We start from the raw sequence: 16,209 nt of genomic DNA on the forward strand, positions 1-16,209 counted from the left end.
TTAAATTTATTCTAACCAAAATGTTATTGAAAAAGAAAATATTATTTGCATCAGGCTTCGTACTGGTTGTGATTACCTTAATAGCCTTTTCGCTTTTTTCGTCGGAGAAACCGATCGATTTTAACACGCAGGTTAAGCCCATTTTAAATAAAAAATGTATCTCCTGTCACGGAGGGGTTAAACAGCAAGGCGGTTTTAGCGTATTGTTTAGGGAAGAGGCTTTGGCTAAAACTAAAAGCGGCAAACCGGCAATTATTCCAGGCAATCCGGAGGATAGCGAATTTATCAAACGCTTAAAATCAAACGATCCTGAAGAAAGGATGCCATATAAGCACCCCGCTTTAAATAATGATGAAATTGACATTTTGAGTGGCTGGATAAAACAAGGTGCAAAATGGGGCAACCATTGGGCTTATGTTAGTGTAAAACCGACTGAATTGCCAGATGTGGATAATGATTGGATACGCAACGATCTGGATAAATTTATTTTTGCAAAACTTGAGGAAAATAAACTTGAGCCATCTAAAACTGCTGATAAGGCTACCCTATTAAGAAGAGTAAGTTTAGATCTGATCGGTACTTACCCATCTGATAAGCTGGCCAAATTCTATTTGAACAGTAAAGACGAACAGGCAGCCTACAATGTGCTGGTTGATAGTTTGCTGGCTTCGCCTAAATTTGGCGAGCGCTGGGCATCGATGTGGCTGGATATAGCACGTTATGCCGATACTAAAGGCTACGAGAGTGATCCTAACCGAAATATCTGGAGTTATCGCGACTGGGTGATTAAAGCCTTTAACCGCGATATGCCATATGATCGATTTATTACCGATCAGATTGCCGGTGATTTATTTCCAAATCCAACTGATGCCCAATATATTGCTACGGCTTTTAGCAGAAATACGCCAACCAACGATGAGGGGGGAACCAATAATGAAGAATTTAGAACGGCAGCGGTTTTAGATCGTGTAAATGCCACCTGGGAAGGGTTAATGAGTACAACTTTCTCTTGTGTACAATGCCATAGCCACCCATACGATCCTTTTAAACATGATGAGTATTATAAATTCATGTCGTATTTTAATAATACAAGAGATGAAGACGTTTCTGCAGAATACCCATTACTTAAAGATTTTAATGATAGCCTTAAAAACGAGCTCGATCATTTAACCAGCTGGGTTAAAACGGTTGCAGGTAAAGAAAGAGCTGCCGAAGTTGATTTATTCTTAAAAACTGGTCAGCCGGCAATAAACTCTACAACGGCCGATGAATTGGTAAATTCAGTAATCGGTAATCATAACATTGCACTTTATTTTAAAAATAGTTCATCTGCAAGGTTAAAATCTGTAAACCTTGAAAATGTTGACCAATTGATTTTCCGCTACAACTGCAGCAAACCTGGTGGTACAATGAGTTTACATTTAGGCTCACCAAACGGCCCTGTTGTAAAATCGTGGAAACTCGCCCAAACTGAAGGTTATGAAAATGTAGAAATAGATTTTGCAAAGCAAAGTGGGTTAAAGGATGTGTATTTAAAGTATACCAATCCTTCGGTAAAAAATCCTGACGAATTTATGGTGTACTTCGATTGGTTTTATTTTACCAAGCAGTTTCCCGGAAAAGGCAAGCCTGAGTATGTGGCCAATAAAAAAAGATTTACTGATTTAATGAATGCAAAGGTGCCAACAACACCGATTATGGTCGAAAACCCATTGAGCATGCAGCGCAAAAACTATGTATTTGAGCGTGGTGCATGGACTTCGAAAGGCAAAGAAGTTAAAGTTGGTGTACCTAATTCTTTGGCTTTTGCTATGCCTAAAAACGCACCTGATAACCGGATGGGTTTAGCCATGTGGCTTACCGATAAAAGAAATCCTCTTGTATCGAGAACAATGGTGAACCGATTATGGGAGCAGTTATACGGAGCCGGTTTGGTAGAAACTTTAGAAGATATGGGCACCCAGGGAATGGCGCCTACCCATCAGGAACTTTTGGATTTTATGGCTTATCAGTTTATGTACAAATACAACTGGAGCGTTAAAAAAATGTTGAAGGAACTGGTGATGATGGCTACTTACAGACAAGATAGTAAGGTAACCGAAGAACTGAAAGAAAAAGATCTGTTTAATAAGTTTTACGCCAGGGGTTCGCGGATCAGGTTAAGTGCTGAGCAAATCAGAGATCAGAGCCTTGCCGTTTGCGGGGTATTAAGTAATAAAATGTACGGACCACCCGTAATGCCCTGGCAACCCGAAGGAATTTGGTTTTCGCCTTATAATGGTGCTAAATGGGTGCTCAGTGGTGGGGAAGAACAATACCGCAGGGGAATTTATACCTATTGGAAAAGAACAGCCCCATATCCATCAGCTATTGCCTTTGATGGCGCATCGAGAGTGGTTTGTAGTCCGCGGCGTATCCGAACCAATACCCCACTACAGGCCCTGGTAACCTTAAATGATAGTGTTTATATCGATTTGGCAAGAAAACTGGCGCTACGCATGGAAAAAGTAGGAGGAGGTACCAGCAGATCTAAAATTGCCAAGGGCTATGAATTGATCTTATATAAAACGATCCCTCAAAATAGGTTAAAAGTATTCGAAGACCTGTATGCCAAGGCTTTTGGCGAGTTTAGAAAAAATTCGGCAAGTGTATCGGCATTTATGGGCGATAAACAAAAGAAATTTAAGCCAGAAGAAGCAGCAATGGTACTAGTAGCCAATGCAATGCTTAATCTGGATGAAGTGGTTACCAAAAATTGATTTGATCAGTTATGACAAGAGACGAATTAAACGCACATAGGTTAATTAAAGAAGCACATGAAGCAAATGCACGCCTAAACTCGCGGCGCCATTTTTTAAAAGAAAGTGCGATGGGTTTGGGTGCTTTGGCAATGGGTTCGTTATTGGGTAGCTGCGGTAATCTTTTTTCGAGTCCACAAACAAAGATTGCTTACGATCCTGCACACCCATTATTACCAAAATCGCCGCCACTTGTAGGCAAGGCCCGAAGTGTAATTTATTTGCACATGGCAGGTGCTCCGTCTCAATTAGAATTGTTTGATTTTAAACCAGAGCTCATGAAAATGGATGGTCAGGATTGCCCTCCATCATTACTTGCCGGGAAAAAATTTGCTTTTATAACCGGGGTACCTAAAATGTTGGGTCCACAGGCTAATTTTGCCAAATATGGCCAATCAGGAGCCTTGGTGAGTGATAATTTACCACACTTTTCTACCATGGTGGATGAGGTAAGCTTTTTGAAAGCTGTAAAAACAGATCAATTTAACCATGCTCCGGCGCAGTTGTTGGTACATACAGGTTCACCGCGATTGGGCAGACCAAGCATGGGCAGCTGGGTAACCTACGGTTTGGGATCAGAAAACCAGAATTTACCGGGATATGTAGTATTGACCAGTGGGGGTAGTTTCCCTGATGCCGGAAAAAGTGTTTGGGGAAGTGGCTTCTTACCCTCTGTTTATCAAGGTGTACAATGTAGAAGTGAAGGAGATCCGGTATTGTTTATAAAAGATCCCGATGGAATGAACCGGGATTTGAGAAAAGCATCTATCGAAGCCATTAATAAAGCTAACGAGCAGCAATATCAAGAGTATAACGATCCTGAGATTTTATCGCGGATAGCACAGTATGAAATGGCTTACCGCATGCAGATATCGGCACCAGAGGTGATGAACATCAATGATGAACCAGCCTACATTCACGAAATGTATGGTACACAACCAGGTAAAGCATGTTTTGCCAATAATGTGTTGCTTGCCCGTAAACTGGTAGAAAAAGGAGTACGTTATGTGCAGTTATTCGATTGGGGATGGGATGCGCACGGCGATAATCCAAACAACTCACTTAACATCGGACTGAAGAATAAATGCAGAACCATTGACAGGCCAATTACCGCTTTATTACTCGATTTAAAACAACGTGGTTTATTAGAGGAAACCCTGGTTGTTTGGGGTGGTGAATTCGGGCGTACGCCAATGATGGAAAACAGAAATGGTATTCAAAATCCATTTAAAGGTAGAGATCACCATACAGAAGCATTTACCATTTGGATGGCCGGTGGAGGTGTAAAAAAAGGATTTACACACGGCGAAACAGACGAAATTGGCTATAGTGCCGTAAGTGGAAAAGTTGATGCTTTTGATATTCAAGCCACTATTTTAAACCAGTTGGGCTTCGATCACGAACAATTTACCTATCCTTTTCAGGGGAGGCCATTTAGGTTAACCGATGTGGCAGGTAAGGTGATCTCAGAGATTGTAGCTTAAGTCAGGAGTCGGAAGTCATGAGTCCACAGTCTATTAACCGATTAACCGAATGACGAATCTACAAATGAACCAACAACAAGTGAACCAATGAACCAAACCAGAAGGAAATTCTTACAAAATACAGCTGTTGTAACGGCAGCATCAATTTTAGCCCCCATTCAAAACATGAGCGCCAACGAACTTAAAAATACAAAAGCAAAAGCTGGCTACGAACTATTATTTATGCAAACTGATTGGGGTTTTGGAGGTACAAGAGATGAGTTTTGCGCAGCAGCCAAAAAAGAAGGATATGAAGGCATTGAAGTATGGTGGCCTGGTGAGGACAAAGCGATAAAAGAACTTTTTGATGCGGTTAAGAAATATAAACTGGAAATCGGGTTTTTATGCGCTGGATCGCAGTCGAACATAACTGAGCACTTCGCTTCTTTCAAAAAAAGTTTAGATACCATTTGTGCCAATACTTATCAAAAACCGGTTTACATTAATTGCCATTCTGGAAAAGATTATTTCACTTACGAAGAAAATAAACAGATTATCGATTACGCAACGGCCAAGAGCAAATCGTCGGGCATACCGGTTTATCACGAAACGCATCGTAGCCGTATGATGTTTGCTGCACATGTTGCTAAAAATTTTGCGGAGAAAAATCCAGAATTGAAATTCACTTTAGATATTTCGCATTGGTGCAATGTGCACGAAAGTTTATTATCTGACCAGAAACAGACCATCGATTTTATTTTAGAAAAGGCAGAACATATCCACTCGCGGGTTGGGCACCCCGAAGGACCACAGGTAAACGATCCACGGGCACCAGAATGGGCAAAAGTGGTAGAAGCACACCTGGCCTGGTGGGATAAAATTATAGAACGCAAAAAGAAAAACGGCGAGCGTATGACCATTCTTACCGAATTTGGCCCGGCTGATTATATGCCTACCCTGCCTTATACGCGCCAACCCCTTGCCGATCAATGGGCAATAAATGTTTACATGATGAATTTATTAAGAAAGAGATATCAATAAGATGTTAGAGTTTTTCGGCCGCTTTCACCCAGTTTTTGTCCACCTTCCTATCGGAATTTTGTTACTTGGCTGTATTTGTATTCTCTTATCATTTGTTGCAAAGTTTATCAACCTAAAACCAGCCATTCCTGTTATGCTGCTTCTAGGTGCGTTAAGTGCTGCAGTATCTTGCATTACTGGCTATTTATTGGCCAATGGTGGCGACTATGATGGAAAACTCGTGAGTAATCATCAATGGATGGGAATCAGTGTTGCTGTTATATCTTTTATATTGTGGATTATTTACCAAAAGGTTAAATCAAATGCCATACTGGGTACAATAGCGGTGGTTCTCATCGTGCTCATTTCCATTACAGGGCATTTAGGAGGTTCTTTAACCCACGGTTCTGATTATTTAACCGCGCCGTTAAAATCGGGCAGTACAAAAGGTGGTGCAGCCATACCACCAATTCCAAATGTTCAGGAAGCCTTTGTTTACCAAAATGCTATTCAACCACTTTTTCAGAACAGGTGTTATAGTTGCCATGGCAGCGAAAAGCAGAAAGGCAAGCTAAGGTTAGACCAAGAAGAATATATTTTAAAAGGTGGAAAAGATGGACGCACCATAGTAAAGGGTAAAGCTGATGATAGTGAGCTGATGAAGCGGGTTTTATTGCCGTTGAATGATGAAGACCACATGGCACCTAAAGAAAAACCTCAACTCACTAACAATGAGATTGCCTTATTAAAATGGTGGATTGATAATGGCGCCGATTTTAAAAAGAAATTTAAAGACCTTCCCCAGCCAGAAAATATAAAAACAATTTTAGCCAGCCTACAGAAAGGCGAAAGCGGGGCCGAGCAAATCAAAGCCAGTGATATTCCAACTGAAGAGGTATCGGCAGTTGATAATAAAGTATTGAAAAAATTTACCGATGCAGGGATTACCGTATTCCCGGTTGCCCAGCATACCAATTACCTTTCGGCCAATTTTATCAATGCACAATCGATGGGTAAAGATGTTTTGGACCTGATAAAATCAATCGAAAAACAGCTCCTTTGGCTTAAGTTAGAAAACAATAAAATAAACGATCAAACCTTAACTGCAATAAAAGATTGCAAAAACTTAACCAGGTTAAACCTAAATAATACCCAGATCACAGATGCAGGTTTAGCATCGCTGAAAGATTTAGATCAGTTACAATCATTGAGTCTTGTCGGGACAAAAATTACTGCAAAAGGGATTAATCAATTAAAGAAACTGAAAAATTTAAAATTTCTGTATGTATATCATACCGGGATAGGTAAAGTAGATTTAGCCAGTATAAAAAAATTATTGCCTAAAGTAAGTTTAGATACCGGAAACTATAAAGTACCAATGATAGCGCAGGATACTACCGTGGTTAAAGCACCGTAGTTGCTCGATCAATGAATTGAATTAACTAAATGGTATCGCTAATTTAGATAGGATGTCAGATCGTAATAGCTGATGTCATGCCAAAAATGTGCAGTCGGATGTTACCATCTGACTGATCCCGCAGGATTAAGCAATAATAAAAGCGTTCCTTTCAAAGGTACTGATTTGGGTATCGTATCAGGTCGTGTATCTGCCATTAAGAGCACTAACAAGTAAAATGTAGGTAAAAAGTCTTTTCTATTCCTTGTTAATGATTTGTTAATATTAAACTTGCAACTTATGGCAATTAATTGATAGCGAATGATTAATGCAAGTGATTTTGGCCAAAATTTTTTATGGGGCGTGGCTACTGCTGCTGCTCAAATAGAAGGTACAGCTACCCAGTACGGTAAAGGTCCTTCCATTTGGGACACCTTTACGGCGAAAAATGGAAAAATAAAAAAGAATCACAAATTAGATCCTGCTTGCGATTTTTATCACCGCTATGCTGAAGATATAGCTTTAGTTAAACTGCTTGGCTTTAAAGTGTTTAGGTTTTCTATTGCCTGGTCGCGCATTTTACCTGCAGGTAGGGGAGAGATTAATCAGGAAGGCATCCGTTTTTATCACAATCTTATCGATGAATGTTTAACCCATGGAATAACACCTTACATCACGCTTTACCATTGGGATTTGCCGCAGGCTTTAGAAGATGAGGGCGGCTGGACAAGCTTTAGCATCAATGCTGCTTTTAATGCTTTTGTGAGTATCTGTGCCTTAGAATATGGCGATAAAGTGAAAAACTGGATTGTGTTGAATGAACCTTTCGGTTATACTTCTTTGGGCTATATGTTAGGCGTTCATGCCCCAGGGAAAACAGGATTAGGTAATTTCTTTTCAGCGGTATTACATACTGCACTGGCCCAGGCAGATGGGGGCAAGATTTTACGCGCAGAAATTAGCAAGGCTAATATCGGAACTACTTTTTCTTGTTCGGAAGTAATCCCAAGTACCCAGAGTGATAGCGATATCCTTGCTGCAAAACGGGTAGATTGCCTAATGAACCGCCTTTTTGTAGAACCTACACAGGGCATGGGGTTTCCCACTGCCAATTGGGATGTGTTAGAAAAATTTCAGATCGAATATGGTACCTGGCGGCTTCACGAACGGATGAAATTTGATTTTGACTTTATTGGTCTTCAGAACTATTTCCCTTTGGTGGTTAAGTATAATGCCTTTATTCCGGTTATTCAGGCCTGGGAGGTAAAAGCCAAGAGCAGAAAAAAACCTCATACCGCAATGGGATGGGAGGTAAATGCTGATAGTTTCTATAATATCGTGAAACAGTTTGCTGCTTACCCAAATGTCAAAAATATCATAATCACGGAAAATGGTGCTGCTTATCATGATAAATTGATCAACGGTAGGGTAGAAGACCCTGAGCGGATCGAGTATTTCAAACTTTATTTAAATGCACTGTTGAAGCTCAAAAAGGAAGGTGTAAACGTAACTGGTTATATGGCTTGGACATTAATGGATAATTTTGAATGGGCTGAAGGATTTACTGCCCGCTTTGGATTGATTTATAACGATTTTAAAACACAGGAGCGCAGCATTAAAGATTCGGGCTATTGGTGGCAAAATTTCCTAAAAAGTTAGTTGATATATGGCTGTTTTTTTCTTCATTATTAAACAAATTCTTAAGTTTGGTTGATGAATGATAGAACAGTAGTTTACAGCACTTATTACAATCCGATGGAGGCCAATATTATTAAAGCTAAATTGGAAGATAGTGGATTTGCCTGTTTCCTGGCGGATGAAAATGTTGCAACCTTAAATCCACTTTACAATCAGGCCATTGGCGGTGTAAAACTCATTGTTTTTGAAAGAGATGTAGCGGCCATTAATGCTTTATTAGCTGAAGACAATAGTTTGGCTTTTGAATCATCAGATGAAATTGTTGATGAAGAAGAATCAGCGGAAGGTCAAATAGTTTGCGAGAAATGTGGCTCTACCAATGTGGGTTATGGAATGGCTACCGATAAAAAATACAGTATTTGGGCCACCATACTTGCCTTTTTAACCCTAACTACGCCCATTAAGGCCAATAAATGTCACCACTGCTACGATTGCGGTTATGAGTTTGAATGATTGTAGCGTTACTGTTAATTATTGCGTTTAAGTAACGTGTTATTAGCAATTAGATAGATGAAAAGAATACAACTTGCAATTGCCTGTTTATTGATTATTGGACTCGGCTGTAAAAAAAGAGAAAAAGTTGAAGGCGTTTTAGATACAAAAGCAAAAATAATTCGCGATTGCGTAGGGACATATATACAAACTGAAGGAGCTAAATTATATCGGGTTTGTAATATTGATAAAACAAATTCATTCGCGAACCAGGCAACGGTATCTATTAAATATGTTAAGATAACTGCTTGTAGTGGAGGTTTTAAAGAGATGTCCTGTTATAAAATGCCTATGCCTGATAATGGAATTATCGAAGTTGTGAGCATCATGTAGCCTTAATTCTCAAACAAAAATTAACAAAATGAGTCTTTGTTTTTTGAAGCGCAGGATCTGTAACAGCTATTAAGGTTTGTTCCCATGCTTCGCTATATCCTTACGCTGCGCTTCAGGGATGCCGCTGCGCCTGGAGCTAGAATGCTCATTTTCTGCAAGGAAGGCAAAATCTCCCTCATGGCATCCAGGGAATCTTTGTGTGAAAAGCACCGCTGTCTCTGCCATCTAAACCCGATATACGCGAATGCTGGTTCCTCCAACCAGCAGCAGCATTAGCGGGGACTAACCCCAAGCTAAGAATTACTGCAAAGCTTTCCAAAAAAAAGAAAATTACTGATTGCATCTTTTGAAGCGCAAGGCCAGTAGCAGCTATTAAAGTTTGTTCCCATGCTTCGCTATATCCTTACGCTGCGCTTCAGGGATGCCGCTGCGCCTGGGGCTAGAAAACTCATTTCCTGCAAGGAAGGCAAAATCTCCCTCATGGCATCCAGGGAATCTTTGTGTGAAAAGCACCGCTGTCTCTGCCATCTAAACCCGATATACGCGAATGCTGGTTCCTTCAACCAGCAGCAGCATTAGCGGGACTAGCCCCAACATAAGACCTACTGCAATTGCTTTCCAAAAAAAGAAAGAAAACTTAAAATTATCTGAAAACAAAAAATCCCGTTCTGATTCAACAAAACGGGATTGATACAATGTCATCCAAATCTCGAACTTCCGATTCCGGACTTCGGACTTCAGTCTACTAAAGCGCTGCCTTAGCCGCTGCTTCAGCCCGAATAATATTTAGTGCACCACCAGCTTTAAACCACTCGATTTGTTGATCGTTATAACTGTGGTTAACCGGGAATTGCTCCTGGGTGCCATCAGCATGGTGTAATACTAATGTTAATGGTTTATCTGGAGCGAACTCTGTTAAGCCTACGATATCGATGGTATCATCCTCTAAGATTTTATCATAATCATCTTTATCTGCAAAGGTTAAACCTAACATACCTTGTTTCTTCAGGTTAGTTTCGTGGATACGGGCAAAAGATTTTACCAATACAGCACGAACACCTAAGTGTCGAGGTTCCATAGCGGCATGTTCGCGTGATGAACCTTCGCCATAGTTTTCGTCCCCAACAACAATAGATCCTAAGCCAGCGGCTTTATAATCGCGTTGCGTTGCAGGAACCGGGCCATATTCACCAGTTAATTCATTTTTAACGTTATCGGTTTTATCGTTGAAATAGTTAACCGCCCCAATGAGCATGTTGTTAGAAATGTTATCTAAGTGACCACGGAATTTTAACCATGGGCCAGCCATTGAGATATGATCTGTTGTACATTTACCTTTGGCTTTGATTAAAAGTTTTAAACCTTTTAAGTCGGTACCTTCCCAAGGGGTAAATGGATCTAACAATTGTAAACGGTGTGAAGTTGGAGAAACCAAAACCTGAACGGATGAACCATCAGCTGCCGGAGCCTGATAACCTGCATCTTCTACAGCGAAACCTTTTGTTGGCAGTTCAAAACCTGTAGGTGGATCCAATTTAACCTGTTCGCCTTTATCGTTTGTTAAAGTATCGGTTAATGGATTAAAGCCTAAATTACCTGAAATTGCAATTGCAGCAACCATTTCTGGCGAAGCCACGAAAGCGAAAGTATTAGGGTTCCCATCTGCGCGTTTAGCAAAGTTTCTGTTAAACGAGTGTACGATCGTGTTTTTTTCTGCTTTTTCTGCCCCGGTACGGTCCCACATCCCAATACATGGTCCGCAGGCATTGGTAAAAATTGTTGCGTCTAAATCTTCGAAAGTTTTTAGGAAACCATCACGGTCTGCAGTATAACGTACCTGTTCAGATCCTGGGTTGATACCGAAAGCCGATTTGGTTACCAAACCTTTTGCAATAGCCTGGTTTGCGATAGATGCCGCTCTTGATAAATCCTCGTAAGAAGAATTGGTACAAGAACCGATCAATCCCCATTCTACTTTTAAAGGCCAGCCGTTTTTCTCTGCCTCCACTTTCATCTGCGAAACAGGAGTAGCTAAATCTGGTGTAAAAGGGCCATTTAGGTATGGCTCTAAAGTATCCAAATCGATCTCAATAACCTGATCGAAATAGTTTTCCGGGTCAGCATAAACTTCAGCATCGCCAGTTAAATATTCCTTTATTTTATTTGCTTCATCAGCAACTTCATTTCTACCCGTTGCGCGTAAATAACGTTCCATACTTTCGTCATAACCAAAAGTAGAAGTGGTTGCACCAATTTCAGCGCCCATGTTACAAATGGTGCCTTTACCCGTACAGCTCATTGAGGTGGCGCCATCGCCAAAATATTCTACAATTGCACCTGTACCACCTTTTACGGTAAGGATACCCGCAACTTTAAGAATTACATCTTTAGCGGCAGTCCAGCCGTTTAATTTTCCTGTTAACTTAACACCGATTAACTTAGGGAATTTAAGCTCCCAAGGTAAACCCGCCATTACATCGCAGGCATCAGCACCACCAACTCCAATAGCAACCATACCCAAGCCACCCGCATTTACGGTGTGCGAGTCGGTTCCGATCATCATTCCACCTGGAAAAGCATAATTCTCTAAAACTACCTGGTGAATAATACCAGCACCTGGTTTCCAGAAACCGATACCGTATTTGTTCGATACAGAAGATAAGAAATCAAAAACTTCGGCACTTTCGGTTTTAGCATGAGGTAAATCTATTGCAGCACCTTCTTTAGCCGTAATTAAGTGATCGCAATGAACTGTAGAAGGTACAGCCACTTGCGGGCGACCAGCCTGCATAAATTGCAATAATGCCATTTGAGCTGTTGCATCCTGCATCGCAACCCGATCTGGTGCAAAATCTACGTAGTCAGAGCCACGTTTAAACGCCGTTTTAGGATCTCCATCCCAAAGGTGTGTATACAATATTTTTTCAGATAATGTTAAAGGCCTGCCAACCACTTTACGCGCAGCCTCAACGCGGCTGCCAAAGTTTGCATAAACCTTTTTAATCATGTCTATATCAAAAGCCATACTTTATTTTTTATAATTATTGTCAATAATGAGACTACCTAAATTAAACAATTTTTAACAGACTTGTTTTTGTGAATTGTCAAATTGTGTTATTTAAAAACATTCTATGCAATTTTTACATTAAACAAAAAAGGCTATCCGGTTTACCAGATAGCCTCGTTGTTGATTAACAAACTGTATGTTTATTTGTTTCTTATTGTTTTGTAGAAATAGGCGTAAACTTGGTTAAGTTGATGCCTTCTACAGCTACTTTATACTCCTCAATGCTTGGAATACGACCTAAAATGGCAGAAAGAACAACTACCGGCGTAGATGCCAATAAAGACTCTCCTTTTTTACCATCTTTATCTTCCACTACGCGGCCCTGGAATAAACGGGTTGACGTAGCCATTACAGTATCGCCTTTGGCCGCTTTCTCCTGGTTACCCATACAAAGGTTACAGCCCGGACGTTCCAAGTACATGATGTTCTCATATTCGGTACGCGCTGCAGCTTTAGGTAAAGCATCGCTAAACTCAAATCCAGAGTATTTTTGTAAGTATTCCCAATCGCCTTCTGCTTTCAGCTCATCGATGATATTGTAAGTAGGGGCCGCAACCACCAACGGTGCTTTGAACTCTACTTTACCAGTAAGTGTCTCTACGTTTCTCAACATCTGAGAAACGATTTTTAAGTCATCTTTATGTACCATACAAGAACCTACGAAACCAAGATCTACTTTTTTGTCGCCACCATAAAAAGTTAAGTCTCTGATGGTATCATGCGTATAACGTTTAGAAACATCTGCGTTGTTTACATCCGGATCGGCAATCATTGGCTCGTTGATGATATCCAGGTCAATAACTACTTCTGCATAGTATTTGGCATTATCATCTGGCATTAAAGCTGGCTTGATACCGGTTTTAATTTCTTCAATACGTTTGTTTGCTTTATTGATCAATCCTTGTAAAACCTGGTTATGGTTGTCCATACCCTTGTCTATCATGATCTGAATACGGTTTTTAGCAATTTCTAACGATTGGATCAAAGTATCATCTTGCGAAATACAGATAGATGCTTTTGCTTTCATCTCAGCTGTCCAGTCTGTAAAGGTAAAAGCCTGATCAGCTAATAAAGTACCAATGTGTACCTCGATAATACGGCCCTGGAATACATTTTCGCCATCAAACTGTTGCAACATTTGCAATTGTGTCGCATGAACTACATCACGGAAATCCATGTGTTCTTTCATCTGACCTTTGAATGTTACTTTTACCGACTCGGGAATTGGCATAGAAGCCTCACCAGTTGCCAATGCTAATGCTACGGTACCAGAATCTGCACCGAAAGCTACACCTTTAGACATACGCGTGTGTGAATCACCTCCGATGATAATTGCCCACTCATCAATAGTAATGTCATTCAATACCTTGTGAATAACATCTGTCATTGAATGATATTCGCCTTTAGGGTCGCGGGCAGTAATCACACCGAAGTCATTCATGAACTTCATCAATTTAGGGATGTTTGCCTGTGCTTTTTTGTCCCAAACAGATGCGGTATGACAGCCAGATTGATAAGCGCCATCAACAATCGGAGAAATAACTGTAGCAGCCATCGCTTCTAATTCCTGAGCGGTCATCAAACCTGTTGTATCTTGAGAGCCTACAATATTTACTTCTACACGAACGTCAGAGCCGGCATGTAAAACCTTGCCCTGTGTTAAACCTACCGCATTTCTATTGAAGATTTTTTCCACAGCCGTTAAACCCTGACCTTCAATAGATACCTCTTTAGCAGGGGCGAATACTGGCGAAGGTTCGATAGCTAAAGTTTTAGCTGCAAAAGTTTGGATTTTTTTACCAAAAACGATAGCGTAAGAACTACCAGCTTTGATAAATTCCATTTTTTGCGGTGTCAACGCTTTTGAAATGTCGATCAGCTCTTGATCTCCATTGTATAATTTTTTAGTTTTTGTATTAATGGTAAGTACTGTGCCCGTTTCTATAGAATAAACCTGCTCTAAAACTGGCTCGTCATTTTCGTTACGGATAACATTGCCATTTTCATCCGTTTTCTTTACCCAGTTTTTAAGGTCGATACCAATACCGCCTGTTACATCAACTGTTGTTAAGAAAATTGGAGAAATACCATTGGTGCCACCTACAATTGGAGCGATGTTCACAAATGGAATATAAGGGCTAGATTTTTTACCCGTCCAAAGTGCAACATTGTTTACCCCCGACATACGTGAAGAACCTACACCCATGGTACCTTTTTCAGCTACCAGCATTACACTTTTATCAGGGTGTTGCGCTTGCAACGCTTTAATTTCCTCCTGAGCCTCTGGCGTAATCATGCATTTGCCATGCAATTCGCGATCTGAACGAGAGTGTGCCTGGTTACCTGGAGACAATAAATCTGTAGAAATATCGCCAATACCAGCGATAAAAGTTACCACTTTGATTTCTTCTGGTACTTCTGGAAGATTAGTGAAGAACTCAGCCCTGGCATAACTTTCTAAAATTTCTTTAGCAATGGCATTGCCATTGTTATAAGCTTCTTTTAAACGATCGGTATCTGCATCGTATAAGAAAACCTGTGTTTTAAGTACATCTGCAGCTTTATGGGCTTTATCACCATTATCGGCCAGCGCAATGTCTAACAACACTTTGATAGAGGCTCCACCTTTCATATGCGATAACAATTCGAAAGCAAAATCAGGTGTAATTTCTGCAACGATAGTTCCACCTAAAATAATTTCTTTTAAAAATTCTGCTTTTACACCAGCAGCTCCGGTAGTACCCGGCAAGGTGTTGTAGATGAAAAAATTAACAGCATCTGCCCTGTTAAAATTATTTACATTTTTGATTTGATCGATGATTTCACTCAATAATTCTGCTCCATCAATAGGTTTAGGGTGAAGACCTTGAGCTTTTCTGTCTTCAATCTCCTGGATATAATCGTTATAAATACTCATCTTAGCTATTTTATTCTTTTTGTTATAAGATTGTGCAACAAAATGTACACCCGCTTTTACAAAAAAAGAATACTGTTTTGTATATTAATTTGCGTTTACTGAGCCAATAGGGCCGAGTTTTTTGGTTAAAACAAAAATAGCAAAAAACAACCCTTAAATGTAATTTAGGCAGGCGATTAAACAATTTGGAATTATTCTAAATAACAGTAAAAGAGCGGGATTAAAGGTCGTAAAATCACATAAATTGAGCTATTAATCAAAGCATTTGTTGTTATTAACATCATAGAAAAAGCCCAAGCTTTTAGCTTTGTAATTGCCTGATGTATTAATGCAAACCTTAAAAGGTTCTGTTCTTACTGTACAGTTGTGAAACTTAACTAAATAGAACTCATAACCGTTTTTAACCTTTTTGTACGAACCTCCAATTGGCTGGCTGTAATCTATAGTAAGTCCTCTTATACTGGCAATTAACAAGCTTTCTTCGATACTATTTATATTGCCAATAAATTTGATGAGTTGTTTTTCGTTTATGACCAGTTTTACACTATCATTTTCGAGGTAAGCAATGTAATAGTATCCATGTAAGATTTCGCTTTTGAAACCAGATTTAGGGAGGTTAAACTTAATATTCATGATTTTTGATATTTCACCCTTAGCTGTAATAACCTCCGTTTCTGCATTAATTTTCTCCGGAAAATCCTGACGAAAACACACCCAATGCTCAAATTTTTTATCAGGTTGAATAGCCCTGATTAGTGCTTCGATTGCATTCAGCCCCGGCGGGATTTTTTCAAAACCTTGTTCAACCTTTCTGTTGCATGATAACAGTAGTAATGGAACAATAAAAAGATAATATCTTGTCAGTTTATGGAACATGTGGCTCTTTTAACTGATGATGGATAATTATAGGCTTTTCCATAACCGTTCGTTATCGGACAGATTTGTGCGATTTTGAACAGTTATTTGTTGTTTTATAAATTAATTTATTGATAATCAGTTTGTTGTATTGTGTTTAATGCCTTGGC

The 16,209-nt window shown here is 39.9% G+C and carries 10 protein-coding genes; 7 read left to right on the top strand and 3 right to left on the bottom strand.

Going from position 1 to position 16,209, the window contains the following annotated elements; translation table 11 throughout:
• Positions 1-20: 20 nt before the first annotated feature.
• The 7 genes from LQ227_RS12710 (at position 21) to LQ227_RS12740 (ending at position 9,200) form a co-directional block, all read left to right on the top strand.
• Positions 21-2,759 carry a DUF1553 domain-containing protein gene (locus tag LQ227_RS12710; RefSeq protein WP_230149541.1) on the top strand — a complete coding sequence of 913 codons (2,739 nt, stop codon included), beginning with the start codon at positions 21-23 and terminating at the stop codon, positions 2,757-2,759.
• An 11-nt stretch (positions 2,760-2,770) separates the two neighbouring features.
• On the top strand, positions 2,771-4,282 hold the full coding sequence (locus LQ227_RS12715) for a DUF1501 domain-containing protein (protein ID WP_230144678.1): 1,512 nt from the start codon (positions 2,771-2,773) through the stop codon (positions 4,280-4,282).
• An 87-nt stretch (positions 4,283-4,369) separates the two neighbouring features.
• Positions 4,370-5,302 carry a sugar phosphate isomerase/epimerase gene (locus LQ227_RS12720; protein ID WP_230144679.1) on the top strand — a complete coding sequence of 311 codons (933 nt, stop codon included), beginning with the start codon at positions 4,370-4,372 and terminating at the stop codon, positions 5,300-5,302.
• A 1-nt stretch (position 5,303) separates the two neighbouring features.
• Positions 5,304-6,698 (top strand): c-type cytochrome domain-containing protein, encoded by a 1,395-nt coding sequence (locus LQ227_RS12725; protein ID WP_230144680.1) that lies wholly within the window; start codon positions 5,304-5,306, stop codon positions 6,696-6,698.
• 300 nt (positions 6,699-6,998) lie between these two features.
• Positions 6,999-8,336, top strand: coding sequence for a GH1 family beta-glucosidase (locus LQ227_RS12730; RefSeq protein WP_230144681.1), 1,338 nt, complete (start codon positions 6,999-7,001; stop codon positions 8,334-8,336).
• 54 nt (positions 8,337-8,390) lie between these two features.
• Positions 8,391-8,828 carry a putative signal transducing protein gene (locus LQ227_RS12735; RefSeq protein WP_230149543.1) on the top strand — a complete coding sequence of 146 codons (438 nt, stop codon included), beginning with the start codon at positions 8,391-8,393 and terminating at the stop codon, positions 8,826-8,828.
• A gap of 57 nt (positions 8,829-8,885) precedes the next feature.
• The gene (locus LQ227_RS12740; protein WP_230144683.1) at positions 8,886-9,200 is read left to right on the top strand and encodes a hypothetical protein; all 315 of its coding nucleotides are present in this window, start codon (positions 8,886-8,888) and stop codon (positions 9,198-9,200) included.
• Between the two features lie 745 nt (positions 9,201-9,945).
• On the opposite strand, the gene LQ227_RS12745 is transcribed toward LQ227_RS12740, so the two are convergent.
• The 3 genes from LQ227_RS12745 to LQ227_RS12755 form a co-directional block, all read right to left on the bottom strand.
• A complete protein-coding gene (locus LQ227_RS12745; protein WP_230144684.1) occupies positions 9,946-12,225 on the bottom strand; it encodes an aconitate hydratase in 2,280 nt (759 codons plus the stop codon).
• Between the two features lie 193 nt (positions 12,226-12,418).
• The gene (locus LQ227_RS12750; protein ID WP_230149545.1) at positions 12,419-15,184 is read right to left on the bottom strand and encodes a bifunctional aconitate hydratase 2/2-methylisocitrate dehydratase; all 2,766 of its coding nucleotides are present in this window, start codon (positions 15,182-15,184) and stop codon (positions 12,419-12,421) included.
• Between the two features lie 252 nt (positions 15,185-15,436).
• Positions 15,437-16,060 carry a hypothetical protein gene (locus tag LQ227_RS12755; protein WP_230144686.1) on the bottom strand — a complete coding sequence of 208 codons (624 nt, stop codon included), beginning with the start codon at positions 16,058-16,060 and terminating at the stop codon, positions 15,437-15,439.
• Positions 16,061-16,209: the final 149 nt, after the last annotated feature.

Origin of the sequence: Pedobacter sp. Bi27 (genome assembly GCF_918698255.1) — a bacterium.
Lineage (GTDB): Bacteria > Bacteroidota > Bacteroidia > Sphingobacteriales > Sphingobacteriaceae > Pedobacter.